The 23,488-nt window shown below is 71.9% G+C and carries 23 protein-coding genes; 11 read left to right on the plus strand and 12 right to left on the minus strand.

Annotated elements, in window-relative coordinates; all coding sequences use genetic code 11:
- The first annotated feature begins 134 nt into the window (after positions 1-134).
- Positions 135-1,316: a serine hydrolase domain-containing protein gene (locus JW613_RS14790; protein WP_372447946.1), complete on the plus strand. Its 1,182-nt coding sequence runs from the start codon at positions 135-137 to the stop codon at positions 1,314-1,316.
- A 25-nt stretch (positions 1,317-1,341) separates the two neighbouring features.
- Here JW613_RS14790 and hutI read toward each other — a convergent pair whose 3' ends face one another.
- The 4 genes from hutI to hutU form a co-directional block, all read right to left on the minus strand.
- Positions 1,342-2,529 carry an imidazolonepropionase gene (gene hutI, locus JW613_RS14795; RefSeq protein ID WP_209211282.1) on the minus strand — a complete coding sequence of 396 codons (1,188 nt, stop codon included), beginning with the start codon at positions 2,527-2,529 and terminating at the stop codon, positions 1,342-1,344.
- Between the two features lie 75 nt (positions 2,530-2,604).
- The gene (locus tag JW613_RS14800; protein ID WP_209211283.1) at positions 2,605-4,020 is read right to left on the minus strand and encodes a formimidoylglutamate deiminase; all 1,416 of its coding nucleotides are present in this window, start codon (positions 4,018-4,020) and stop codon (positions 2,605-2,607) included.
- Between the two features lie 6 nt (positions 4,021-4,026).
- Positions 4,027-5,214: an allantoate amidohydrolase gene (locus JW613_RS14805; RefSeq protein WP_209211491.1), complete on the minus strand. Its 1,188-nt coding sequence runs from the start codon at positions 5,212-5,214 to the stop codon at positions 4,027-4,029.
- A gap of 28 nt (positions 5,215-5,242) precedes the next feature.
- Positions 5,243-6,919, minus strand: a complete 1,677-nt coding sequence (gene hutU, locus JW613_RS14810; protein ID WP_209211284.1) for a urocanate hydratase — start codon at positions 6,917-6,919, stop codon at positions 5,243-5,245.
- Positions 6,920-7,156: 237 nt separating this feature from the next.
- Here hutU and JW613_RS14815 point away from each other — a divergent pair, with 237 nt between their 5' ends.
- Positions 7,157-7,870 (plus strand): type 1 glutamine amidotransferase domain-containing protein, encoded by a 714-nt coding sequence (locus JW613_RS14815; protein ID WP_209211285.1) that lies wholly within the window; start codon positions 7,157-7,159, stop codon positions 7,868-7,870.
- A gap of 45 nt (positions 7,871-7,915) precedes the next feature.
- Complete coding sequence (locus tag JW613_RS14820; RefSeq protein ID WP_209211286.1) at positions 7,916-8,812, plus strand: aldo/keto reductase; 897 nt, start codon at positions 7,916-7,918, stop codon at positions 8,810-8,812.
- Between the two features lie 95 nt (positions 8,813-8,907).
- Here the strand turns inward: JW613_RS14820 and JW613_RS14825 are convergent, their stop codons facing one another.
- Entirely contained in the window at positions 8,908-10,083 is a 1,176-nt protein-coding gene (locus tag JW613_RS14825; protein WP_209211287.1) for a PP2C family protein-serine/threonine phosphatase, read from the minus strand.
- Between the two features lie 284 nt (positions 10,084-10,367).
- Between JW613_RS14825 and JW613_RS14830 the strand changes: the two genes are divergently transcribed.
- Together JW613_RS14830 and JW613_RS14835 are read left to right on the plus strand one after the other, a co-directional pair.
- Complete coding sequence (locus JW613_RS14830) at positions 10,368-10,763, plus strand: VOC family protein (protein WP_209211288.1); 396 nt, start codon at positions 10,368-10,370, stop codon at positions 10,761-10,763.
- Positions 10,764-10,767: 4 nt separating this feature from the next.
- Complete coding sequence (locus JW613_RS14835; protein ID WP_307865906.1) at positions 10,768-11,406, plus strand: TIGR03086 family metal-binding protein; 639 nt, start codon at positions 10,768-10,770, stop codon at positions 11,404-11,406.
- On the opposite strand, the gene JW613_RS14840 is transcribed toward JW613_RS14835, so the two are convergent.
- Positions 11,394-12,065 (minus strand): GNAT family N-acetyltransferase, encoded by a 672-nt coding sequence (locus JW613_RS14840; protein WP_245225696.1) that lies wholly within the window; start codon positions 12,063-12,065, stop codon positions 11,394-11,396. The genes JW613_RS14835 and JW613_RS14840 overlap by 13 nt on opposite strands.
- A 163-nt stretch (positions 12,066-12,228) precedes the next feature.
- Positions 12,229-13,080 (minus strand): MurR/RpiR family transcriptional regulator, encoded by an 852-nt coding sequence (locus JW613_RS14845; RefSeq protein ID WP_209211289.1) that lies wholly within the window; start codon positions 13,078-13,080, stop codon positions 12,229-12,231.
- 140 nt (positions 13,081-13,220) lie between these two features.
- Between JW613_RS14845 and JW613_RS14850 the strand changes: the two genes are divergently transcribed.
- On the plus strand, positions 13,221-13,652 hold the full coding sequence (locus tag JW613_RS14850) for a hypothetical protein (RefSeq protein WP_209211290.1): 432 nt from the start codon (positions 13,221-13,223) through the stop codon (positions 13,650-13,652).
- A 61-nt stretch (positions 13,653-13,713) separates the two neighbouring features.
- On the opposite strand, the gene JW613_RS14855 is transcribed toward JW613_RS14850, so the two are convergent.
- A complete protein-coding gene (locus JW613_RS14855) occupies positions 13,714-15,111 on the minus strand; it encodes a cystathionine beta-synthase (RefSeq protein ID WP_209211291.1) in 1,398 nt (465 codons plus the stop codon).
- A gap of 349 nt (positions 15,112-15,460) precedes the next feature.
- Between JW613_RS14855 and JW613_RS14860 the strand changes: the two genes are divergently transcribed.
- The 3 genes from JW613_RS14860 (at position 15,461) to JW613_RS14870 (ending at position 19,301) form a co-directional block, all read left to right on the plus strand.
- Positions 15,461-16,498 carry an SGNH/GDSL hydrolase family protein gene (locus JW613_RS14860; protein ID WP_209211292.1) on the plus strand — a complete coding sequence of 346 codons (1,038 nt, stop codon included), beginning with the start codon at positions 15,461-15,463 and terminating at the stop codon, positions 16,496-16,498.
- Positions 16,499-16,746: 248 nt separating this feature from the next.
- Positions 16,747-17,967, plus strand: a complete 1,221-nt coding sequence (locus tag JW613_RS14865; RefSeq protein ID WP_209211293.1) for an acetyl-CoA C-acetyltransferase — start codon at positions 16,747-16,749, stop codon at positions 17,965-17,967.
- 293 nt (positions 17,968-18,260) lie between these two features.
- On the plus strand, positions 18,261-19,301 hold the full coding sequence (locus tag JW613_RS14870; protein WP_209211294.1) for a hypothetical protein: 1,041 nt from the start codon (positions 18,261-18,263) through the stop codon (positions 19,299-19,301).
- On the opposite strand, the gene JW613_RS14875 is transcribed toward JW613_RS14870, so the two are convergent.
- Positions 19,288-19,653, minus strand: coding sequence for a hypothetical protein (locus tag JW613_RS14875; protein WP_185017069.1), 366 nt, complete (start codon positions 19,651-19,653; stop codon positions 19,288-19,290). The genes JW613_RS14870 and JW613_RS14875 overlap by 14 nt on opposite strands.
- Positions 19,654-19,767: 114 nt before the next feature.
- On the opposite strand from JW613_RS14875, the gene JW613_RS14880 reads away from it, so the two are divergent.
- The gene (locus JW613_RS14880) at positions 19,768-19,995 is read left to right on the plus strand and encodes a DUF4287 domain-containing protein (RefSeq protein ID WP_099881670.1); all 228 of its coding nucleotides are present in this window, start codon (positions 19,768-19,770) and stop codon (positions 19,993-19,995) included.
- Positions 19,996-20,165: 170 nt separating this feature from the next.
- On the opposite strand, the gene JW613_RS14885 is transcribed toward JW613_RS14880, so the two are convergent.
- Both JW613_RS14885 and JW613_RS14890 read right to left on the minus strand, forming a co-directional pair.
- Positions 20,166-21,044, minus strand: a complete 879-nt coding sequence (locus JW613_RS14885) for a Bax inhibitor-1/YccA family protein (protein ID WP_209211295.1) — start codon at positions 21,042-21,044, stop codon at positions 20,166-20,168.
- Positions 21,045-21,239: 195 nt separating this feature from the next.
- Entirely contained in the window at positions 21,240-21,818 is a 579-nt protein-coding gene (locus tag JW613_RS14890) for a DoxX family protein (RefSeq protein WP_209211296.1), read from the minus strand.
- Positions 21,819-21,940: 122 nt separating this feature from the next.
- On the opposite strand from JW613_RS14890, the gene JW613_RS14895 reads away from it, so the two are divergent.
- The gene (locus tag JW613_RS14895; RefSeq protein ID WP_209211297.1) at positions 21,941-22,450 is read left to right on the plus strand and encodes a MarR family winged helix-turn-helix transcriptional regulator; all 510 of its coding nucleotides are present in this window, start codon (positions 21,941-21,943) and stop codon (positions 22,448-22,450) included.
- Here the strand turns inward: JW613_RS14895 and JW613_RS14900 are convergent.
- Positions 22,399-23,304 carry a nitroreductase/quinone reductase family protein gene (locus JW613_RS14900; RefSeq protein ID WP_209211298.1) on the minus strand — a complete coding sequence of 302 codons (906 nt, stop codon included), beginning with the start codon at positions 23,302-23,304 and terminating at the stop codon, positions 22,399-22,401. The genes JW613_RS14895 and JW613_RS14900 overlap by 52 nt on opposite strands.
- Positions 23,305-23,488 lie beyond the last annotated feature (184 nt).

Genomic DNA, 23,488 nt, shown 5'->3' on the forward strand with positions numbered 1-23,488 from the left:
CACCGCCCTGGCCCCGGGGGACCGCCCGTCGGGGCGGCGGCAGGGTCGGGGTCGTCCCCGACGGTGATCCACACCTCCCCGGGCGGCGGAAGGATGATCGCCATCGGTTCGGATCCCGACTCGCGGAGTGAGTGGTGCAGGTGCGCATACGGAACACCCTGGTGGCGGCCCTCGTGGCCGGTGGACTGGTCGGATCGGTGGGCGCGGTGCCCGCCCTCGCGCAGGCGCCCGGCGGGCAGGCGCTGGTGGCACGGCAGCACCCGGAAGGCCCCGATGAGGCGCTGCTGGACCAGGCGCTGCGGGGGCTGCCCGACAAGGACACCACCGCGGCACTCGCGCGGGTGGGCGGAAAGGGGAGTTGGCACGGCAGCGCCGGGGTACGGGATCTGCGCACCGGCCGGAAGGCGCTGGAGCACGCCCGGTTCCGGGCTGGTTCCACCACCAAGGTGGTGACCTCGGCCCTGGTGCTGAAGCTCGCGTCCAGGGGGGACATCGACCTCGACGGAACCGTGCAGCACTATCTGCCGGGACTGCTGACGGACGAGTTCGACCCCGTCACCGTACGGCAGTTGCTCACCTTCACCAGCGGTCTCAAGCCCGGCGAGGGTCTCGGCCCGGTGGACGGGGAGGGGTACGAGAACCGCTTCAAGACCCTCACGCCCGAACAGGTCGTGGCCTCGTCGGTGGCCAAGGGCCCGTACCAGGGAAGGGGGGAGGGCCCGGGGAAGAAGCAGCGGTACGCCAACATCGACTACACCGTCCTCGGCATGATCGTCGAGAAGGTCACCCACGACAGCTACGAGCACCAGGCATGGCTCCATGTGCTGCGCCCGGCCGGCATGCGGCACACGTCCTTCCCCGGCGGCCCCGATCCGCGCATCCACGGCCCGCACAACCGCGGCTACCAGAAACTCGCGGACGGCCGGGTGGTGGACGCGACCGAGTGGAACATGTCGGACCGCTGGGCGGCGGGCGACATGATCTCCACCACCGCCGACCTGGAGCGGCTGCTCTTCGCCCTGTTCAAGGGGGAGATCGTGCCCCAGCCGCTGCTGGAGCGCGAGATGTTCACGGTGCCCGACATCGAGGGCGCCACCATGAGCGCCGGGCTCCAGCGGTACGACACGGGACAGGGCGTGGTGTGGCTCAAGACCGGGGCCCGGCCCGGCTACAACACCGTGATCGCCGGTACCCGCGACCTGTCCCGCACCGTGGTCTACTCCCTCAACTCGACCGACGCCAAGGGGCCGGACATGAACCCGGTCGGGGAGCGGCTCCTGCGGGCCGCCTTCGACCTGCCCGCCGACCCCGGTTAGCCGGTCGGCGTCCGCCCGGCACCCTTCACCCGCGCACGCCCGCCTGCCAGACCTCCGCGACCAGCGGGACGCCCGGACGGTAGGAGAGGTGGACGTGGGAGGGGGCGTCCAGCAGCGCGATGTCGGCCCGGCAGCCGGGGGTCAGCCGGCCGACATCCGTACGGCGCAGCGCCTGGGCGCCGCCCGCCGTCGCGGACCACAGGGCCTGGTCGGGCGTCATGTTCATCTCCCGTACGGCGATGGCGATGCAGAACGGCATCGAGGAGGTGTACGAGGAACCGGGGTTGCAGTCGGTCGACAGGGCGACCGTGGCGCCTGCCTCCAGGAGGCGGCGGGCGTCCGGGTAGACGGCGCGGGTGGAGAACTCGCAGCCGGGCAGCAGCGTCGCCACTGTCGAGCTGCCCGCCAGTGCCTCGACATCCGCGTCGGTCAGATGTGTGCAGTGGTCGGCCGAAGCCGCTCCGACCTCCACCGCCAGCTGGACACCGGGACCGTGAGTGAGCTGGTTGGCGTGGACGCGGGGGATGAGGCCCTTGGCCTTGCCCGCCGTGAGGATGGTGCGGGACTGGTCCTCGTCGAAGGCGCCCTGCTCGCAGAAGACATCCACCCAGCGGGCGTACGGCGCGCACGCGTCGAGCATGTCGCCGGCCACCAGCGCGGTGTACGCGTCGGGGTCGGCCGCGTACTCGGGCGGCACGATGTGTGCACCGAGGTAGGTGACCTCTTCCATCCCCGGCGTCCGCGCGGCCATCCGCAGCGCACGGGCCTCGTGCTCGGGGCTGAGGCCGTAGCCCGACTTGGTCTCGACGGTGGTGGTGCCCTGCGCCCGCATCTCGCGCAGATGGGCGGCCAGCGTCGCCGCCAGGGCCTCGTCGGTGGCCTCGCGGGTCGCCCGCACCGTGGTGCGGATGCCGCCCGCCGTATAGGCGCGTCCGGACATCCGGGCGTTGAACTCCTGGGTGCGGTCGCCCGCGTACAGGAGGTGGGAGTGGCTGTCGACGAAACCCGGGACGGCTGCCTTGCCGCCCGCGTCGTGCGTCTGGTCGGCCGCCGGTGCCCGGTGGGTGGGGCCGACCCACGCCACCGTGTCGCCCTCGATGACGAGTGCGGCGTCCTCGATGATGCCGAGCGGGCTTCCGTCGCCCTGGGCGGGGTCGTTGGTGACGAGGGCGGCGATGTTGGTGATGGAGCAGGTGGTGGGGGCTTCGGGCATGGGTCGGTCGTCCTTCGGGTCGGGCGTCCTACGGATCGGGCGTCCTTCGTGGCGGGCGGGGCCTTTCGACCGCGGTCAGGGGCGGAGCGCTGCGATGGCCTCCGTGAGGGCCTTGGGGACGGAGTCGACGCGGGCGTGGGAGCCGTCCCGCACCACGTGCCGACCGCCCACCACCGTGTGGCGGACGTCGGCAGCCGTCGCGGCGAAAACGGCCGTCTCGGCACCGAGCCGTGCCATCGGGCCGGCCGTGCGCACCGAGTCCAGCGCGACGGTGACGAAGTCCGCCAGGGCCCCCGTCTCCAGTCGACTCGCCTCGGGCCAGCCGAGCGCGGCGTGGCCGCCCTCGGTGGCGGCCCGCAGCAGCTGTCCGGCGGTCCAGTGGCCCCGCGTCCGGCTGGCGAGGCGCTCGTTCAGTTCGAGGGCACGGGCTTCCTCGAACAGGTCGATGACGGCGTGGCTGTCGCTGCCCAGCGACAGCCCGGCCCCGGCGCGGTCGAGGGCCGGTGCCGGGCCGATGCCGTCGGCGAGGTCGCGTTCGGTGGTCGGGCACATGCACACACCCGTTCCGGTGCGGCCCACGGTACGGATGTCGTCCGTCGTCAGATGGGTGGCGTGCACAGCGGTGGTCCGGGGGCCGAGTACGCCGTGCTCGGCCAGCAGCGCGGTCGGCGTCAGGCCGTGGACGCTGTGGCACGCCTCGTTCTCGGCCGTCTGCTCGGACAGGTGGACGTGCAGCGGCGCGCCCCGCTGTTCGGCCCACTCGGCGACGGTGTGCAACTCCCGTGCGGGCACGGCCCGTACGGAGTGCACTGCGGCGCCGACCCGTGCGTGGTCGCCGTCCGGCTCGAAGTCACCCAGGCGTTCGGCCCACTCCTGGGCGCTGCCGTCGCTGAAGCGCAGCTGCTGCCGGGTGGGTGGCTCACCGCGGCCCTTGCGGCCGATGCCGGAGGCGAGGTAGGCGGTGTCCAGCAGGGTGATGCGGATGCCCGCGTCCGCGGCGGCGGCGACCAGCGCGTGGCTCATGGCGTTGGGGTCGTCGTAGCGTGCGCCGCCCGGCGCGTGGTGCAGATAGTGGAACTCGCCCACGCAGGTGATCCCGGCCAGTGCCATCTCGGCGTACACCGCGCGCGCCAGCGCGTAGTAGCTGTCCGGGGTGAGCAGCGACGCCGTCTGGTACATGGTCTCGCGCCACGTCCAGAAGGTGCCCGAGCCGACCTGGACGGTGCCACGCAGTGCGCGGTGGAAGGCGTGCGAGTGGGCGTTGGCCAGTCCGGGCAGCGTCAGCCCGTGCAGGGTGACCGCGCCGGGCGGCGGTGCCTGCACACCGGTGCGGATGGCGCCGAGCCGGCCCTGCGCGGTCACCTCCAGCACGACGTCCGGTTCGACGGTGCCGTTGAGCCAGGCGTGCTCGCACCAGTAGACTTTCTCGGCCGGCGCGCCACCGGGGTCGGGGCCCGTCGCGTTGGGGTTCGTCCTAGTCCTCGTCGTCACACCGGCTCACCTTCGCAGCAGACCTTCCAGTACGTCGGCGAGCGCGCCGACGCCCGCCGCACAGTCGTCTTCCTCGGCGAACTCGGCGGGCGAGTGCGAGACACCGGTCGGGTTGCGGACGTACAGCATGGCCGTGGGCACCGAAGCGGACAAAATACCCGCGTCGTGTCCCGCGCCGGTGGGCAGCACCGGCACCTCGCCACCCAGCAGCGCGACCAGCCGGTCGCGCAGGACGTGGTCGAACTCGACCAGGGGTGTCTCCGACTCCCGGGTGACCTCGACGGCCACACCGTCGCGCCCGCCGCGCTCCCCGGCCGCGCGTTCGATTTCGGCGACGACGCCCGCCAGCGTCTCCTGATCCGGAGCCCGCGAGTCGAGCCATCCGCTGACCAGGGACGGAACGGCATTCACCCCGTTCGGCTCCACGGCCACCTTGCCGAAGGTGGCCAGCGCTCCCGCCAGCCGCGCCTTCTTGCGGGCGGCCAGCACGGTGTTGGCGTAGGTGAGCATCGGGTCCCGGCGGTCCTCCAGCCGGGTGGTGCCCGCGTGGTTGGCCTCGCCCCGGAAGTCGAACCGCCAGCGACCGTGCGGCCAGATCGCCGAGGCGACGGCGACCGGGTGCCGCGTCTCGGCCAGTGCGCGGCCCTGCTCGATGTGCAGCTCCACGAACGCGCCGATCCGGGCGAGGCGCTCGGCGTCGGGGCCCAGCGTCTGCGGGTCCTGGCCGGCGGCCTCCATGGCCTGCGGGAGCGTCACCCCGTCGGCGTCCCGCAGCGCGTGGGCACCCTCCCGGGTGAGGGCGCCGGTCAGCAGGCGGGAGCCCACACAGGACAGTCCGAACCGTGCTCCCTCCTCGTCGGCGAAGTTGACGATGGCGAAGGGGCGGGCGAAGTCCGTGCCCCGGGCTCGCAGTTCGTCGTACGCGGCGAGCGCCGAGATGACCCCGAGCGGCCCGTCGAAGGCGCCGCCGTCCGGGACCGAGTCGAGGTGCGAGCCGGTCACCAGCGCGTCCTGGCCGCCGCTGTCGCCGGCCCACGCCCATTGGTTGCCGTTCCCGTCGACCTCGTACGCCAGCCCTCTGGCCTCCGCCTGCTGCCGGAACCACGCCCGGCACTCCAGGTCGGGCCCCGACCAGGCGAAGCGGCGGTAGCCGCCGCCGGGGGCCTTTCCCAGGGGGAGGAGCTCTTTCCACATGGCGTGGAAGGACGAGCCGGGGGCGCCCTCAGCCACGCTGCTCTCCCTCCCGCATGGGAATCCGGACTCCGCGGTTGTCCGCGACGGCCTCCGCCTCGGGGTACCCCGCATCGACGTGGCGGATCACTCCCGTGCCGGGGTCGTTGGTGAGGACCCGCCGCAGCTTCTCGCCCGCGAGCGCGGTGCCGTCGGCCACCGTCACCTGACCGGCGTGCAGGGAGCGGCCCATGCCGACCCCTCCGCCGTGGTGGAGGGAGACCCAGGAGGCGCCGGAGGCGACGTTGAGCATGGCGTTGAGCATGGGCCAGTCGGCGATGGCGTCGGAGCCGTCGCGCATGGCCTCGGTCTCGCGGTACGGCGAGGCGACGGAACCGCAGTCGAGGTGGTCGCGCCCGAGCACCAGCGGGGCGGAGAGCTCGCCTGCCGCCACCATCTCGTTGAACCGCTCACCGGCCGCGGCCCGCTCCCCGTAGCCGAGCCAGCAGATGCGTGCCGGCAGCCCCTGGTAGTGGACGCGTTCACCGGCGAGCTTCAGCCAGCGCGCGAGCGAGGCGTTCTCGGGGAACAGGTCCAGCAGGGCCCGGTCGGTGGCGGCGATGTCGGCGGGGTCCCCGGACAGCGCCGCCCAGCGGAAGGGGCCCTTGCCCTCGCAGAACAGCGGGCGGATGTAGGCCGGGACGAAGCCGGGGAAGTCGAAGGCGCGTGCAAAGCCGGCGAGCTGTGCCTCGCCGCGGATGGAGTTGCCGTAGTCGAAGACCTCGGCGCCGGCGTCCTGGAAGCCGACCATCGCCTCGACGTGCGCGGCCATCGACTCGCGTGCGCGCCGGGTGAAGTCGGCGGGCTTCTCGGCGGCGTACGCGGCCATGTCGGCGAAGTCGACGCCGACGGGCAGGTAGGAGAGCGGGTCGTGGGCCGAGGTCTGGTCGGTGACGATGTCGATGGGGGCGCCGTCGGCGAGCAGTTGCGGCAGTACCTCGGCGGCGTTGCCGAGCAGTCCGATCGAGAGGGGGCGGCGCGCGTCCCGGGCCTCGACGGCGAGCCGCAGCGCCTCGGCGGTGCTCTCGGCACGCACGTCGAGATAGCCGTGTTCGATACGGCGTGCGATGCGGGAGGGGTCGCATTCGACGACGATGGCGACGCCGTCGTTCATGGTGACGGCGAGCGGCTGGGCACCGCCCATCCCGCCGAGCCCGGCGGTCAGGGTGATGGTTCCGGCCAGGGAGCCGCCGAACTTCTTCGCCGCGACCGCCGCGAAGGTCTCGTAGGTGCCCTGGAGGATGCCCTGGGTGCCGATGTAGATCCACGAACCGGCGGTCATCTGGCCGTACATGGTCAGGCCCAGCTGCTCCAGGCGGCGGAACTCCTCCCAGTTGGCCCAGTCGCCGACCAGGTTGGAGTTGGCGATCAGCACGCGCGGTGCCCACTCGTGGGTGGTCATCACCCCGACGGGGCGGCCGGACTGGACGAGCATCGTCTCGTCGCCGCGCAGTGTGCGCAGGGTGCGCACCATCGCGTCGAACGACGCCCAGTCGCGCGCGGCCTTTCCGGTGCCGCCGTAGACGACGAGCTTGTCGGGGTGCTCGGCGACCTCGGGGTCGAGGTTGTTGTGCAGCATCCGCAGTGCGGCCTCCTGCTGCCATCCGAGCGCGCTCAGCTCGCTCCCACGCGCTGCCCTGACCGGGCGCGGTCCTGCGGTGCTGGTCATCTGGGCCTGCCTCCTCGACTCGGTCGTACGCGTATGCCGGTGCCCGCGTATCGAATCTATTCACTAACCTTACGCACTGAATAGAGCTAGTCAACGGGGTCTGCGCGGCCGCCGGGCACCCACGGGCTGCGGCGCCCAGGGGACGAGGCGGGCTCGCCCGGTGACGTCTGCCGCCGTGACGGCCCGGCGCGGCCTACCGTCGTCGAGTAGCCCTCCCCGCAGCCCCCGGAGAACCACATGTCGCAGATCCTTTTCGTGCTGACCGGCGCCCGCCACTGGACACTCGCCGACGGCACCCAGCACCCCACCGGCTTCTGGGCCGACGAGGCCGTGGCGCCCTACGAGGCGTTCAAGACCGCCGGCCACCAGGTCGTGGTCGCCACCCCCGGCGGCGTCGTCCCCAGCGTCGACCAGGCCAGCCTCAGCGCTGACGCGAACGGCGGACAGGCAGGCGCCGACCGGGTGGCCGCCGGTCTGGAATCCTTCACCGAGCTGGGCCAGCCGCTGAGCATCGAGGACGTACGGATCGACAGCGGCGGCGGCCCGGCCGGCTTCGACGCGGTCTTCTACCCCGGCGGACACGGCCCCATGGAGGACCTGGCCACCGACTCGGACTCCGGCACACTGCTGGTGCGGACCCTCGCCTCGGGCAGGCCGCTGGGTGTCGTCTGCCACGGCCCCGCCGCACTGCTGGCCGCCCACACCCAGGAGGGCGCCAGCGCGGTGTACGGCTACCGGATGACCGGCTTCACCAACGCCGAGGAACAGCAGACGGGGCTGGCGAACAAGGCCAAGTGGCTGCTCCAGGACCGGCTGGTCGAGGCCGGAGCACACTTCGACGCGGGCGAGCCGTGGGCTCCGCACGTGGTCGTCGACCGCAACCTGGTCACCGGCCAGAACCCGGCCTCGGCGGGGCCGGTGGCCGCCGAGATCATCAAAATGCTCGGCTGACCGGATCCGCACACAGTCAGGTGTCACCGAAGAAGGGAACGACTCGTGCCCGACTCCTCAGCAGCCCCGGCAGTACACGCCGGCCGGCCCGTCGGCGCCGCCGGCACCTTCGCACTCGGCGGCCGGCTGCCCGTCAACCGGCTCGGTTACGGTGCCATGCAGCTGACCGGCCCCGGCGTCTGGGGCGAGCCCAAGGACCCGGACGAGGCCGTACGGGTGCTGCGGCGCGCCGTCGAACTGGGCGTGAACTTCATCGACACGGCCGACTCCTACGGCCCGTTCGTCAGCGAACGCCTCATCCACGAGGCCCTGCACCCGTACCCGGACGACCTGGTCGTCGCCACCAAAGGCGGACTGACCCGGCCCGGCCCGGACGACTGGCGGCCGGTGGGCCGGCCGGAGTATCTGCGGCAGCAGTGCGAACTGAGCCTTCGCCACTTGGGCCTGGAGCGCATCGACCTCTATCAGCTGCACCGCATCGACGAGAAGGTCCCGGTCGCCGACCAGCTCGGCGAACTGTCGCTGCTGCAGCAGGAGGGCAAGATCCGGTTCATCGGACTGTCCGAGGTGTCGGTGGCGCAGCTGGAGGAGGCCAGGAAGCTGGTGGACGTGGTCTCCGTGCAGAACCTCTACAACCTCTCCGACCGCAGCGCGGAGTCGGTACTGGAGTACGCCGAGCAGGAGGACGTCGCCTTCATCCCATGGTTCCCCATCGCGACCGGTGAACTGGCCCGCCCAGGCGGCCCACTGGAGACCGCGGCGCACCAGCACGGCGCCACCCCCTCCCAGCTGGCCCTCGCCTGGCTGCTGCGCCGCTCCCCGGTGATGCTGCCGATCCCGGGCACCTCACGGCTGACGCATCTGGAGGAGAACGCCCAGGCGGCCCGGATCGAACTGACGGACGCGGAGTTCGAGGAGCTGGCGGCCGCGGTCCAGCCCTGAGGTGGGGACAAGACCCACCCCTCCGGGAGGCCCCGGGGCCGGGAGCCGCAAGCCGCCACCGGCAACCGGTCGGCCCGACGCCGCACAGCAGGCGGTCAGACCGGGGTCCCCGGGCGGCCGTGCCAGTCGACACACATCACCAGTGCGTCGTCGTGGAGCGGCGCCTCGTCCCGGTAGGCGGCCAGTTCGCGCAGGACCGCGACGGGGACCTGGCCGGCGGGAAGCAGCCGGTGCCCCGGCAGCGAGCGCTTCAAAGCGCGCTCGCCGTAGGTCTCGCCGCCCCGGCCCGGGGTGCTGTACACGCCGTCGCTGCCGATCAGCAGGCGGTCGCCCGGCCGGACGGTGAAGTGCTCCTCCGTGTAGACGGTGTCCTCGAACATGCCCAGCGGCAGCTGGTGGTCGAAGGAGAGCTCCTCCACGGTCCGGCCGCGCACCCGCCACACCTTCGGTGAGCCCGCGTCCACGGCCTCCACCCGACCGGTGGTCAGCTCGATCCGCAGCAGCAGCACGGAGACGTACGCCGAGCCCTGGTACTGCGCGAAGACCGCCTGGTCGGCGAGGGTCGCCTGGCCCGCGAGGTCCAGCCCGGCACGGCGTGCGTTGCGCAGCGCGTTGGCGGCGAGACCGGTCAGCAGCGCGGCCTCTATCCCCTCACCCATGCCGTTGGTGACGGAGAGGGTCAAGAACCGCTCGGAGGCCTCCCAGTCGAAGCTGTCGCCGTGGATCGAGTACGCGGGCTCCAGATGCGCCCCGACCTCGAACTCCTCGCGCACACAGGAACGTCCCGGCAGCAGCTGCCACTGCATCTCGGCCGCCAGCGTCAGCCGGGAGGCGCGGCGGGCCAGCACGAACAGGTCCGTGTCGCGCTCGGCGACCAGGATCTCGTGGCCCAGCATCTCGCACAGCTTTCGCAGCGCCGGCAGCATGCCGTTCGCGTCGGTCGAGGCAGGAAGGCCGACCGAGAGCGTGCCCAGCCGGTCGCCGCGCACGGTGATCGGCAGATGGACGACGACGCCGCCGCCCGGCTGCTGGGTCACGAACGGCTCCTGGGAGCCGAACGCGCGCCCCTGCGGACTGTCGTGGACGGACACCGGCTCTGTCTTGGCCGCGTAGCCGTCGACCAACTGCAGCGACTTCACCCCGTAGTCGACCATGCGGAGCTCGACGAGATCGGCGCCGTAGCCCTCCCGCAGCTCCGCGATGGCGATCTGGGCGAGAGCGTGCGGCGGCGCTGTGCGCAGCGCTTGCTGAAAGGCGGCGAATCTGTCCACGCGCGGTCCTGGTTTCTGTGCGGGGCTGACGATGACCCCGTGGGCAGAGGGGATCGCACTGGCTCAGCCGTCCGGAAGAGTCCCGCGAAAGACGGTATCGCAGCCGGATATGAACCGGTGCTCTTGGATTTCCCTCTTCGGGAGGGACGGCCTTGCGTCCACTCGGGGGACGGCGGCCCGGACCCGCGGCGCCCGCCGATGAGTTTTCCGGCCCGGCCCGGTCCATCTCCTACAAGCGCCGGAGCAGCGCGCCCGGCGTCCGACGGTTGCGGGAGGTAGACGTCATGACGGGATCGAGCGGCCCCCGGGTGGGCGGCATCGTACTGGGCAGCACGGACCCGAAGAGGCTGTGGGAGTGGTACCGCACCGCGTTCGCGCCTCACGCGGCACCGGGCGACACACAGGACCCCATGCTGGGGCTGGAACTGGGCGGCACCTACGTCATCTTCGAGAGCAGGGACGACGTGGGCCGCAAATCCGTCGAACCGGGCAGGATCCTGGTCAACTTCGAGGTGACCGACATCCACGGCATGGCCCGGCGGCTGACCGAGCAGCTCAACCCGCGCTGGGTCCGCCCGGTGGAGGCGGCGGACCCGCACGTCCTGCTGGGCACCGTGGAGGACCCGGACGGCAACTACGTCCAGCTCTTCGAGGCCACCGACGACAGCTCGACCTCCTAGCCCCGTGTTCCGCGAGGAGGACGGGGGCGTGCGGGAGGGCGGGAGCGCGGAGGACAGCACCGCGCGGGCGGTGGAGCTGCTGCGGCACGCGGTGGGCTACGCACTGGGCACCGCCCAGCCCGTGACCCCCGCACTGCTGCACCGGCCGACGCCGTGCGCGAAGTGGGACCTGGGCAGGCTGATGGTCCACGTGGACGACTCGCTGGCGGCGCTGCACGAGGGCGTCACGGAGGGCACCGTCGCCCTGCACCCGGCGGCCCCCGCGCCGAGAGCCGCCGCGCGGGCCCCGGACCCGGCGGCGGCCTTCCGGCTGCGGGCCGCACGGCTGCTGGGTGCGTGGACCGCCGCCGGGCCGGGACGGGTCGTGGTGGCCGACGCGCCGCTGACAGCGACGGCTCTCGCGCTGACGGGCGCCGTCGAGATCGCGGTGCACGGATGGGACATCGGGCGGGCCACCGGCCCTCCCGACCGCCCCATCCCCGCACCACTGGCAGCCCGGCTGCTGCCCGTGGCCCGGCAGTTGGTGCCGCACGAGGGGGCGCGGCATCCGCTGTTCGCACCGCGGCTGCCCAGCGCTCCGGACGCGCCGCCCGGCGACCGGCTGCTGGCCTTCCTGGGCCGCGATCCGGCCTACGGCCGGTAGACGCACTCGGTCAGGATCGTGTGCGCTCTCCACTCCAGCGTCTCGTAGAGCGCCCGCCCCTGCGGGGTGGCGCCGAGGAGGCCGAGAGTGGCCCCTGCGGCCACCGCGCTGTCGGCGAGGGTGCGCATCACCAGGCGGCCCAGACCGCGGCGGCGGTGCGCCTCTTCGGTGTGGATCCGGTCCATGACGGCGGCGTCACCGAGCACGGCCGTCTGTCCGCAGGCCGCCGGCTCGCCTGTCGCGTCGTGCACCTGTACGTAGGTGACGCGGTCCCGGGTCTCGACCGTACGGGTGTAGCCGTCGGGCGGTACGGGTCCACTCGTCCGCAGGTCGGCGGCCATCAGGTGGCCGGTCTCCGCGTGGTCCACCTCCCAGTCCGGCGGCAGCCAGGAGGCGACCTGGTCGGGCTCGGCGAAGACCATCAGCCAGGTCTCCGGTACGGTCACCGCGGCTGCGGCCTCGCGTACCGTCGCCGCGTCGGCGTGCAGCAGCACGTGCCGCCCCACCAGAAGCTTCTCGCCGATCTCCATGTAGAGCCCCCACGGGCGCTCAACCGGTGCGGGTGTGCTCCGGGAGAGGGCCCAGCCCGTCACCCAGGTCCTGATGAGGTGGTGGTCGGCTGCGGGGTGCGCGGGGGCCGGAAGGCGGGAGTCGTCCAATCAGGGTCTCCAAGGGGTCGCATGGCCTACGGCCGCGCACGGTACGCGCACAACGCCGCGGCCGGCACCCGGATTTCACGGCCGGCCCGCTGCAGCGAGCGACCCGCCCCCGAAGCGCCCCCGGGACCTCCCGCAGCGGCTGAGGGCTCGGCGCGCGGCCGCGTCACTCCGCGAACAGGCCGCGCTCGCTCGCCCGCGCGTCGAACTCCTCCAGCCGCGCCTGTGCGTCCGGCAGCCCGTCGCACATCGCCTCCAGCAGCACCCGTCCCAGCAGCATGGGGGCGCAGGCGGTGTCGAAGGCGAGGCCCGTGCCGACGGCGGCGGGCAGCAGCAGGTCGCCGGGGTGGGCGACCGGCGCGAAGGCGCTGTCGGCGACGGTGACGATCGACAGTCCCGCCTCCCGCGCCCTGTCCAGCGCCTCGACCGTCTCGCGCGGGTGCCGGGGCAGCGCGAAGCACATCAAAGCTCCGGCGCCGGCCCGTACACACCCGTCGATACGGTCCTGGAGCATGGAGCCGCCCTCGGTGAGCAGCCGCACATCGGGGTGGACCTTGGCGGCGAAGTACGCGAAACCGCTCGCCTGTGCGGCAGCGGCCCGCAGCCCGAGCACGGGCAGCGGGCGCGAGGCCGCCAGCAGCGCTCCGGCGCGCTCGACGGGCGCCGGGTCGTCCAGCAGGGTGGCCAGGTGCCGCAGGTTCTCGATCTCGGCGTGCACGGCCTGCTGGTACTCGTTCAGCCCGCCGGGCCCCTCGCCCTCCGCCGCCGGCTCGGCGCCCTCGGGCGGCTCGCTCTCCCGCAGATGGCGGCGGAGCGCCGGATAGCCGTCGAAGCCGAGCGCCACCGCGAATCGCGTCACCGAGGGCTGGCTGACCCCGGCCAGCTCGGCGAGCTCGACGCTGGAGAGGAACGGCGCGTCACCTGCCCTGCGGACCATGCAGTGCGCGATGCGACGCTGGGTCGGTGTCAGCCGGTGCCCCTCGAAAAGCTTCAGCAACCGCGTGCTCGCGCTGCTCATCCCGTACCTCTCATTCAGCCCGCTCCTCCCCTGCATAACAGTATGCAGACGGGGCCGTCCCGGCAAGCACGGCCGATGGGCGGCCAGAAGTGGTGCTAGCACCACTGCCCCGCCCCCAGCGGCGACCGTACTGTGACGGTATGAGCGCACCCGACCATGAGCTGAAGAAGGAACTCGACGCGACGCTGCAGACGCGCCGGGAACTGGGCCCCGAGTACGAGGACGAGCTGCTCGACTCCTTCCTGGAGAAGGTGGAGCAGCGCCTCGACAACGTGGTCGACAAACGGGTGCGCCGCCAGATGGCGGAGCAGCAGATGGTGGTCGCACGGGGCAACAGCACCGGAGTGCAGCAGCAGACGCCGCACACCTACCCGGACGGGCTCGGCGCCCGGCTGGGCCTGGCGGTGGCCTCCCTCGTACTGGCGATCCCGCTCACCGCGATAGCCGTGGCCAACGCCGGACTCACCGGCCTGGTCACCTGCTGGGCGGGCATCGTCGCGGTCAACGGCTTCCAGGCGAGCCGCTCCTGGTTCTCCCGCGACAGCGCGGGCGAGGAACCCCGCCGCGGCTAAGGGCCCGCAGTAAGCGGGCCCCACGCCGCGCGGGGAGGCCACCGCACCCCGGGGGCGGCTCCTACCGGCCCTCGTTCGCCAGGAACGCCAGCAGGTCCTGGCGGCTGACCACACCGCTCGGCTTGCCCTCCGCGAGGACGACCGCCGCGTCGGCGCCCTCCAGCACGGCCATCAGGTCGGCGACGCTCTCCCCCGCACCCACATGCGGCAGCGGCGCACTCATGTGCTTGTCCAACGGGTCGTCGAGGGAGGCCCGCTGGGCGAACAGCGCATCGAGCAGCTCCCGTTCGACGACGGAACCGATCACCTCGGCCGCCATCACATCCGGGTGCCCCGCACCGCGCTTGACGACCGGCATCTGGGAGACGCCGTACTCCCGCAGCACCTCGATGGCCTCGCCCACCTTCTCCTCCGGGTGCATATGCACCAGGGAGGGGATCGGCCCCTCCTTGAAGCGCAGCACCTCGCCGACCCGGGCCCCCGTGGTGCCGCCCTCCTCCAGGAAGCCGTAGTCGTTCATCCACTCGTCGTTGAAGATCTTGCTCAGATAGCCGCGTCCGCCGTCCGGCAGCAGTACGACCACCACTGCGTCCTTGGCGTCCGGCCCGAGCCGCTTGGCCACCTCGAGCGCGCCGACCACCGCCATCCCGCAGGAGCCACCGACCAGCAGCCCCTCCTCCTTGGCCAGCCGCCGCGTCATCTGGAAGGAGTCCTTGTCGGAGACGGCCACGATCTCATCGGTGATGTCCCGGTCGTAGGCGTCGGGCCAGAAGTCCTCCCCCACGCCTTCGACGAGATACGGCCGGCCCGAACCGCCCGAGTAGACCGAGCCCTCCGGGTCGGCACCCACGATCCGCACCCGGCCGCCACTGACCTCTTTCAGGTATCGCCCGGTGCCGCTGATGGTGCCGCCGGTGCCGATTCCCGCCACGAAGTGGGTGATCCGGCCACCTGTCTGCTCCCACAGCTCGGGGCCGGTCGTTTCGTAGTGCGAGCGGGGGTTGTTGGCATTGCTGTACTGGTCGGGCTTCCAGGCGCCCGGGGTTTCGCGGACCAGCCTGTCGGAAACGTTGTAGTAAGAGTCGGGATGTTCGGGATCGACGGCCGTGGGGCAGACCACGACCTCCGCTCCGTAAGCCCGCAGCACATTGATCTTGTCCATGGAGACCTTGTCGGGGCAGACGAAGAGGCACCGGTACCCCTTCTGCTGCGCCACGATGGCCAGTCCGACACCGGTGTTGCCCGAGGTGGGTTCGACAATCACACCACCGGGCTGCAACTCGCCGGACTCCTCTGCCGCCTCGATCATGCGCAGCGCAATCCGGTCCTTGACGGAACCGCCTGGATTGAAGTACTCGACCTTGGCAAGGACGGTGGCCTGGATGCCGTCCGTGACACTGTTGAGCTTGAGCAGCGGGGTGTTTCCGACAAGCTCGATCATCGACTCGTGATACTGCACCGTGGTCTCCGCGCGTAGTCGTGGTCGCAGGGCCGCGGGGTCGCGAGCCCGTCCCGACAGCCTATGGGGCAACACGTGCACACCCCAGGTGCGTTGCAGAGCGGGCCACACCGGGCAACACAGTCTTGGAGGTTGCGAACCCGGCGCGCGGGTCCGGCGCACACCCGGCGCACGCCGGACCGGAACCGGGAACGGAACCCGAAACCGGGCACCGGACGCCACGAAACGAGAAACACACGACCGCGATGCGCAGACAACCGCGACCGAACATACAGAAGCGACCCAGCAGCCATGAGCCCATGAGCGCGAAAACCGGTGGGACCGAGAACTCGGGAGGCGGAAGAGCACAATGCCGATGTCGAAGGCGTCGAGCGCGAGAGTAGCCCGGCGAATCGCGACCGCGGCCGCCTATGGAGGCGGCGGACTCGGCCTGGTCGGTGGAGCGGCGGTCGGGCTGCTCTTCACCGAGCTCCAACTGGCGAAACGTCATATCGGCGGCTCCGAGGACGAGCCGCCACAGGCCGACGGTCTGTACGGCAGTGCCTTCGGCAGGCTCTACTCCGGACAGCCGCTGCGCCTGGCCTTCCTCGGCGACTCCACGGCCGCGGGCCAGGGCGTCCACCGGCCGCGGCAGACCCCCGGCGCGCTGCTGGCCTCGGCGCTGGCCGCCATCGCCGAACGCCCCGTCGAACTGCGCAACGTGGCGCTCTCCGGCGCCATGTCCGACGATCTGGAACGGCAGATCACCCTGCTGTTGAGCGAGCGGAAGCTGTCCGAGGCACCCGACGTGTGCGTCATCATGGTCGGCGCCAACGACGTCACCCACCGCATGCCCCCCGCGCGCTCGGTCCGCTACCTCTCGGACGCGGTGGCGCGGCTGCGCACGGCCGGCTGCGAGGTGGTGGTCGGCACCTGCCCCGACCTGGGCAGCGTCGAGCCCGTCGGACAGCCGCTGCGCTGGATCGCGCGGCGGCTGTCGCGTCAACTGGCCGCCGCCCAGACCATCGCCGTCGTCGAGGAGGGCGGCCGCACGGTCTCGCTGGGCGATCTGCTGGGACCCGAGTTCTCCGCCAATCCGCGCGAGCTGTTCGGCCCCGACAACTACCACCCCTCCGCCGAGGGGTACGCGACGGCCGCGATGGCCATACTGCCCACACTGTGCGCCGCGCTGGGGCTGTGGCCGACCGAGGACGAGCGGCCCGACGTCCGGCGGCGGGAAGGCATCCTGCCCGTCGCCCGCGCCGCGGCGGAGGCGGCGGCCGAGGGCGGCACGGAGGTCGCCGGCATGCGCGGCCCCTGGGCCCTGCTCAAGCACCGCCGACGGCGCCGACTGCCGCCGTTGGAGGAGACGGGCCCCAGGCCGCAGCCCAGCGCCGAGACCCGCTGAGCACAGCCCCGCCCCCGCGAGGGCGGGGCTCCCACGACGGCACGGCGCCCCTCCGAGCGGGGGTGCCGTGCCGTCGTGGCGGGAGGGACGGGAGGGAGTGGGGTCATCGGGCGGGCAGCCACTTGACCGCGGAGCGGAAAAAGCAAACGCTTAGAAGAGGCCCGCATCACATGGCCAGGGCCGTGACCCGCACCCTACGGGCGGGTAGCTTCCGCTGCGTAGCCACTCGCCGACTCCCAGGAGCCCCGATGCCCGAAGCAGTGATCGTCTCCGCCGCCCGCTCCCCCATCGGCCGCGCCTTCAAGGGCTCCCTCAAGGACGTCCGTCCGGACGATCTGACGGCCGAGATCGTCAAGGCGGCGCTCGCCAAGGTGCCTCAGCTGGACCCGGCCGACATCGACGACCTGATGCTGGGCTGCGGCCTCCCCGGTGGGGAGCAGGGCCACAACCTCGGCCGCGTGGTCGCCGTCCAGCTGGGCATGGACCATCTGCCTGGCTGCACCATCACGCGCTACTGCTCCTCGTCCCTGCAGACGACCCGGATGGCGCTGCACGCCATCAAGGCGGGCGAGGGCGATGTGTTCCTCTCGGCGGGCGTCGAGATGGTCTCCCGCTCGGTCAAGGGCTCCTCCGACGGGATGCCCGAGACCCACAACCCGCTCTTCGCCGAGGCCGAGGCCCGCACCGCAGCCCGCGCCGAACAGGGGGGAGAGGGCTGGACCGACCCGCGCGAGGAGGGGAAGGTCCCGGACGTCTACATCGCCATGGGGCAGACGGCGGAGAACCTGGCGCGTCACAAGGGCATCACGCGCCGTGAGATGGACGAGTTCGGCGTCCGGTCCCAGAACCTCGCCGAGAAGGCCATCGCGGACGGCTTCTGGGAGCGCGAGATCACCCCCGTCACCACCCCGGACGGGACGGTCGTGAGCAAGGACGACGGCCCGCGGCCGGGGGTGACCCTGGAGGGCGTCGAGGGCCTCAAGCCGGTGTTCCGCCCGGACGGTCTGGTCACGGCGGGTAACTGCTGCCCGCTCAACGACGGTGCCGCGGCGCTCGTGATCATGTCCGACACCAAGGCCCGCGAGCTGGGCCTCACGCCGCTGGCCCGCATCGTGTCGACCGGCCTGTCCGCGCTCTCCCCCGAGATCATGGGCTACGGCCCCGTCGAGGCGAGCAAGCAGGCGCTGGCCCGCGCGGGCATGTCGATCGGCGACATCGACCTGGTGGAGATCAACGAGGCGTTCGCGGCCCAGGTGATCCCCTCCTACCAGGACCTCGGCATCGACCTGGACAAGCTCAACGTCAACGGCGGCGCCATCGCGGTGGGTCACCCCTTCGGGATGACCGGCGCCCGCATCACCACGACGCTGCTCAACTCGCTCCAGTGGCACGACAAGCAGTTCGGCCTGGAAACCATGTGCGTCGGCGGCGGCCAGGGCATGGCGATGGTGCTCGAGCGGCTGAGCTGACCCACCGGCGTCACGGGCTTGCGGGCACCGCCTATACAACGACGAGACCGAAGCGCCCCCAGGATGTGATATACACCCTGGGGGCGTGACGTTCTCGCAGGTCACAGCGGTGCGTGCGGAACAGGTCCCCGGTTTCCCCTGTCCAGTTCGACGGGATTTGCACTACGGTCGAAGAACCTTGAACAACCTTCCCCGCAACGCTGTTGTAGGAATACAGCGCTGTTGTAGGAAGACAGGGGCAATGACCGGGGGGACCGAATCAGGGGACCGAACCGGAACCGGGAGTCAAGTCAGTGAGCGCCATATCCCTCATCCTGCTGTGCGCGGCGGCCGCGGCCACCGCGTTGGGCGGTGCGGCACTGCACACGGCGCGCGGCCTGCGCCGCCAGCTGACGGCGCTGCGTACCCAACTGGAGACGGCACCGACAGCCGACCCGGCCACCGCGATCCCGCGGGCCCGCGAGGCGTCGGCCGACGAGCCCGGCACGGGCCGGGCCGCGGTGGCCGGCGACTTCTCGCACGAGATCCGCGCCGCCGTCGCGGCCGCGCTGGCCGACGAGCGCGAGCGCGAACTGGCGGAGGCCCGTGCTTTCTGGGCAGCGCAGGAGGCGCGGGACGCGGAGCCCGGGACGGGCTCGCTGCTGGCGGGCCACGGCACGGAGTACCAGGTCGCACCGGGCGACCTCGGTGACGAGCTCACCGACGAACTCGACGAGCTGCTGGACCCCGACGCCGGCGCCGCGTTCATCCCCCGCCAGCCGGGCCCGGAGGACGGGGACATGGACATCGAGATCGAGGTGGACGTGGCCCCCTACGCGCGCACGGATGGCGAACCCGACGGGGACGAGGACTCCCGCGCGGCCCTGGACGCGGTGGAGGCGGGCCGCTCGGCGGACGAGGACGACAGCCCGGGGACGGAGTCCCCCGGGCTGGCCGCGGCCCGTCGCCGCCACCCCTCCCAGCCGGACTACAACCTCAACGGCGAGCCGGTCGCCCCCGGTGCCGCGCCGTCACCCGCGACCCCGACCGTCACCTACCACGAGCGCACCGTCGAGCGGCTGGGCGAACTCGCCGAGGCGCAGACGCCGCTGGCGGATGTGCGCCCCGGGCCGCTGGGCACGCTGGACGTCTATGTCTTCGAGGACGGTACGACGGTGTGCCTGTCGCCGGGCCACCGCGCCACGAGCGAGGCGCTGGCCGACGGTGTGCGCCGGGGTGAGCCCCCGGTGCTGATGGGGGGCTCCTCCATCGCCGGCTCCTACACCCTCACCTTCGGCTTCCCCGACGGCCGGACCGCCTACCTGCTGGCCGACCGCGTCATCACGCCCCTGTAGCCCCTCGCGGGGCGGCGCCCCGCGAGGACAGCGCAGAGCTCTCCAGCAGCTGGAGGGCTTCGCGCAGGGCGGACTCGGCGAGGGCGCCGGGGGCCGTCTCCAGCGCCGCGACCACATCGTGACCCGCGACGGCGAGTTGGTCGCCGACCGCGAAGAGGCCGGCGTCGGGCAGCACCCGGGACATCCCGCCCTCGGGGAACTCGACCCGCTGGGCCAGCAGCGCCAACTCCCTGGCGAGCGCGAGCCCTTCCGCGGCGGCGCCGCGCCGCAGGGTGCTCTGCGGGAGGGCACGCAGCCGGTCGGCGAGCCGTTCCACGGCGTCGTTCAGAGGGCGGGTGTCGACAGGGGGCACGCCCCCAGCTTATGCGTCCGTGCGCCGGTGCAGCGCCCCCGCACTGTTGCCAACGCACGAACGCTCAGGCAACGTGTCGTCAAGGACTCATTGCAGAAGCGTCCGGAGGCGCCGATGTCCCAAGTCTTCTCCGAAGAGACCCACCGGAACATGCTGTCCCGCATTCCTCACTGCACTGGTCGCGAAGTCTCCGAATGGCTCCGCGCGGTCGATGAGGGCCCTTCCCTGCTCCGCTTCGAGGAGAAGGTGAGCTGGCTCCGCGGTGAACACAACCTCGCCTACGGGCACGCCAAAGCGATCATCCACGAACACGACCTGCGGCGCGCAGCGCGCCACCGCTAGGCCGCGTTTCCTGTCCCGGTCCGGATGGACCGTCCGAAGACCCCGCCGAAGACCCTAGGCCGCAAAGGACGCGAGCACGCCGAGGGCCCGGGAGGTGGTAGCCACCTCCCGGGCCCTCGCAGCGTTTCAGCCGCCGGCCGCCGGCAGTGTGCGCCACTGCCGGCCGGCGATCAGTTGTCGCCCTGCAGAATGGCGATCAGCCGCAGGAACTCCAGGTAGATCCACACCAGGGTGAGCGTCAGCCCGAAGGCGGCCAGCCACGACTCCTCCTTGGGGGCGCCGTAGGCGATGCCGTCCTCGACCTGCTTGAAGTCCAGTGCGAGGAACAGCGCGCCGAGCACGATGCCGACGACACCGAAGAGGATGCCCAGGCCACCGCTGCGGAAGCCGAGGCCGTCACCGCCGCCGAAGACGGCGAAGAGCATGTTGACGGCCATGAGCAGCACGAAGCCGATGGCTGCGGCGATCGTGAAGCGGTAGAACCGCTGGGTGACGCGGATGATGCGGGTCTTGTAGAGCACCAGGACGGCGGTGAAGACCGCCAGCGTGCCGAGCACCGCCTGCATGGCGGCGCCGTTCACGAACTGGTTGACGAAGTTGCTCAGCGCGCCGAGGAAGAGGCCCTCGAAGGCGGCGTACGCCAGGATGAGCGCGGGCGACGGCTTGCGCTTGAACGCCTGCACGAGCGACAGCACCATCGCCACGAGGCCGGCGCCGAACGCGAGCGGCAGCGACAGTCCGGTGATCCAGGCGAGGGCTGCGGTGACGATGACGAGCCCGAGGGTCATACCCGTTCGGGCGACGACGTCGTCGAGCGTCATCCGCCCGGCGGACGGCGGTGCGGCCGGCGGGGCGTAGGGCTGACCGGGGGCCTGGGTCTGCTGGGCTGCGTACGGGTTGGTCTGCTGGCCGTACGGGTTCGCGGCGTAGGGGTTCGTCGCGTAGGGGTTCCCGGCCTGCGGCGGCTGCTGCTGCTGGGCGTCGAAACCGGCATAGCCGTTTGAACGGCTGAACCCCCGTCGCGAGAAGACCGGGTTGCTGCTCCTCATCTCACTCCTCCATGGCCACACTGCGCGGCCTTGCGGTCCAGCGTAATGCGTTAGCAAAAACAGCACGCTAGTGCAGAGTCAAGAACGAAGGAAAGCTGTCTATTGTTCCACTTCCCTTACAGTTCACCGGCCTCACCCGGGTGCGGCCCATCTCACACCTGTGGCGTCGTGCGCACGCCAGGGTTCGAGAGGTGCTCAGGAGCGCGTGAGCACAACGACACCCGCGAGCACGGCCCCGAGGACGAGCGCCCCCACGCCGTGGGTGAGCCGGTGCGGGCGCGGCAGCGGAAGCACCCGGTCGGCCGCCAGCCGGCCGGGGCCGGTGAGGGTGAGCGCCGCGGCCCCCGCGGCGAGCAGCAGTTCGTACTCGACCCCCTGGGGCGCGAAGAAGCCGCCGCCCCACTTCACCGCGAGGGCGTTGAGCATGGTGCCGAACACCGCGGCGCCGGCGAGCGGAGTGAGCAGGCCCAGAACGAGTCCGAGTCCGCCGAGGGTCTCGGTGAGTCCGGCGACGACGGCCATCGTCTTCGCCGAGGGGTAACCGGAGGACTCGAAGAACTGCGCGGTGCCGTCGATGCCACCGCCGCTGAACCAGCCGAACAGTTTCTGCGAACCGTGCGCCGCGATGGTGAGCCCGACCGCCAGACGCAGGACGAGCAGCCCGGCGTCGTGGCCCGACTGCTCGGTGGGAGCGGCGTCGGATCCTCCGGGGACGCGGGACGGCTGGAGATGTCGCGCGCTGTCAGGGGTCTCGGGAGCGTGGGGGGACGACATGAGCGGAGCCTCCTACGGCTGAACGGCGGACGGGCCGACAGGTGGTTCAGATTTGAAGAACTGGGACGGGCTCGACCGTAACAAGGATGTTTGAATTTGAACAACCGAGTAGGATGGACGCCATGGCTGAAACCAGGTGGCTCGATGAGCGGGAAATGGCGGCCTGGAAGGGCTTCCTGGAGGCCACCAGCCGTGTCTCCCGCCATCTTGAGCAGCAGCTGAAGGAGGACGCGGGGCTCTCCCACGCGCAGTACGAGATCCTCGTCCGCCTCTCGGCGGCACCCGGCGGCGAGGTCCGGATGACCGATCTGGCACACGGCCTGTTCACCTCCAAGAGCGGTCTCACCTACCAGGTGAGCCAGCTGGAGAAGCACGGCCTGGTCGAGCGCCGCTCCTGCCCCACCGATGTACGAGGTGTCCTGGCGGTGCTCACCCCGGAGGGCCGCGACACGCTGCGTGCCGCGGCCCCCGGCCATGTGGCGGCTGTCCGCGCCGCCCTGATAGACGTGCTGGAGCGCGACGAACTCGACGTCCTCGCCCACGCGCTCGGCCGCGTCGGCGCACGGCTGCGCCCCGCGGGTCAGGACAGCGGCATGGCGGACAGCGGCGGGATCAGCACCTCCTCCTCGTAGTCGAGGTGCGCTTCGAGCTCTGCCGTCATCCGGGCGAGTTCGGCACGGAAGCGGTCCGGGTCGGCCGTCGTCAGATCGGCCAGCAGCGACTCCAGCTCCCGCCGGATCCGGTCCACCGTGCCGTGCTCGGCACGCAGCCGCTCCAGCGCCGGGGCGAGGTCCGGGTGGCTCCTGGCCAGCGCGGGGAAGGCCGCCTGGTCCTCCGAGGTGTGGTGGATGTGCAGGGACTCGCAGAAGGCGAGGCAGTGCTGGCGGATCTGGAGCCCGAGCGAGGGGGGCGGGGCGCCCTGGGCCCGGCTCCGCGCCGCGAAGTGCGCCTCCGCCTCGGCCGCCACATGGCGCAGTTGCTCACGCAGCCAGGTGTGCACCTCCAGCAGCTTGTCGACCAGGCCGGTGAACGGGGTCTCAGGGTACGGGCGTTCGAGCCGTACGACGGGCAGCGGTCGGTCGGTCCGCGCCTGGTAGTCGGCGTATCCGGGCTGCTGCCGGACCACCCGCGCGAACAGCCGCTCGCGCTCGGCCCCCTCGGCGGGCACGGCCACGGCGCCGAACGCGTCCTCCCCTACCTCCACCCGGACCATCGGATGCGCGAGCAGGTTGTGGTACCAGGCCGGATTGTGCGGCGCACCGCCCGCCGAGGCGACGACCACAAGACGGCCGTCCTCGTCCCGGACGAATCCGAGCGGGGAGGTCTGCTCCCGGCCGCTGCGCGCACCACGGGTCGTCAGCAACAGCAGGTCGCCCCCGGCGAAGGGCCCACCGACCCGGCCGGAGTTGGCACGGAACTCCTCGACGACGGCGCGGTTGAAGTCCGTGACGCGGGGCGGGGTGGACCGGACGGGTGAAGAGGTCAAGAAATCAGCTCCATGGACAAGGGGCGCTCCTGACCGCACAGGGGGCGCGCGAGCGCGCGCACGGGTGAGCCCAGGGGTGAGGAGAGCCCGGTACAGGGACAAGGCCCGGTACAGGGACAAGGAAGGAAAGGAGAGAGAAGAAGGCGCGCCCGCTCTGTCAGGCGGCGGCGCGGACCGGCGGCTG

The organism is Streptomyces smyrnaeus (assembly GCF_017676345.1).
In the GTDB taxonomy this organism is placed as follows: domain Bacteria; phylum Actinomycetota; class Actinomycetes; order Streptomycetales; family Streptomycetaceae; genus Streptomyces; species Streptomyces smyrnaeus.

Excerpts from the sequence above, each read along its gene's own strand:
- hutI (WP_209211282.1), bottom strand. The coding sequence starts at position 2,529 with ATGCCCGAAGCCCCCACCACCTGCTCCATCACCAACATCGCCGCCCTC.
- JW613_RS14805 (WP_209211491.1), bottom strand. The coding sequence starts at position 5,214 with ATGTGGAAAGAGCTCCTCCCCCTGGGAAAGGCCCCCGGCGGCGGCTAC.
- hutU (WP_209211284.1), bottom strand. The coding sequence starts at position 6,919 with ATGACCAGCACCGCAGGACCGCGCCCGGTCAGGGCAGCGCGTGGGAGC.
- JW613_RS14815 (WP_209211285.1), top strand. The coding sequence starts at position 7,157 with ATGTCGCAGATCCTTTTCGTGCTGACCGGCGCCCGCCACTGGACACTC.
- JW613_RS14830 (WP_209211288.1), top strand. The coding sequence starts at position 10,368 with ATGACGGGATCGAGCGGCCCCCGGGTGGGCGGCATCGTACTGGGCAGC.
- JW613_RS14845 (WP_209211289.1), bottom strand. The coding sequence starts at position 13,080 with ATGAGCAGCGCGAGCACGCGGTTGCTGAAGCTTTTCGAGGGGCACCGG.
- JW613_RS14850 (WP_209211290.1), top strand. The coding sequence starts at position 13,221 with ATGAGCGCACCCGACCATGAGCTGAAGAAGGAACTCGACGCGACGCTG.
- JW613_RS14860 (WP_209211292.1), top strand. The coding sequence starts at position 15,461 with ATGCCGATGTCGAAGGCGTCGAGCGCGAGAGTAGCCCGGCGAATCGCG.
- JW613_RS14865 (WP_209211293.1), top strand. The coding sequence starts at position 16,747 with ATGCCCGAAGCAGTGATCGTCTCCGCCGCCCGCTCCCCCATCGGCCGC.
- JW613_RS14880 (WP_099881670.1), top strand. The coding sequence starts at position 19,768 with ATGTCCCAAGTCTTCTCCGAAGAGACCCACCGGAACATGCTGTCCCGC.
- JW613_RS14885 (WP_209211295.1), bottom strand. The coding sequence starts at position 21,044 with ATGAGGAGCAGCAACCCGGTCTTCTCGCGACGGGGGTTCAGCCGTTCA.
- JW613_RS14890 (WP_209211296.1), bottom strand. The coding sequence starts at position 21,818 with ATGTCGTCCCCCCACGCTCCCGAGACCCCTGACAGCGCGCGACATCTC.
- JW613_RS14895 (WP_209211297.1), top strand. The coding sequence starts at position 21,941 with ATGGCTGAAACCAGGTGGCTCGATGAGCGGGAAATGGCGGCCTGGAAG.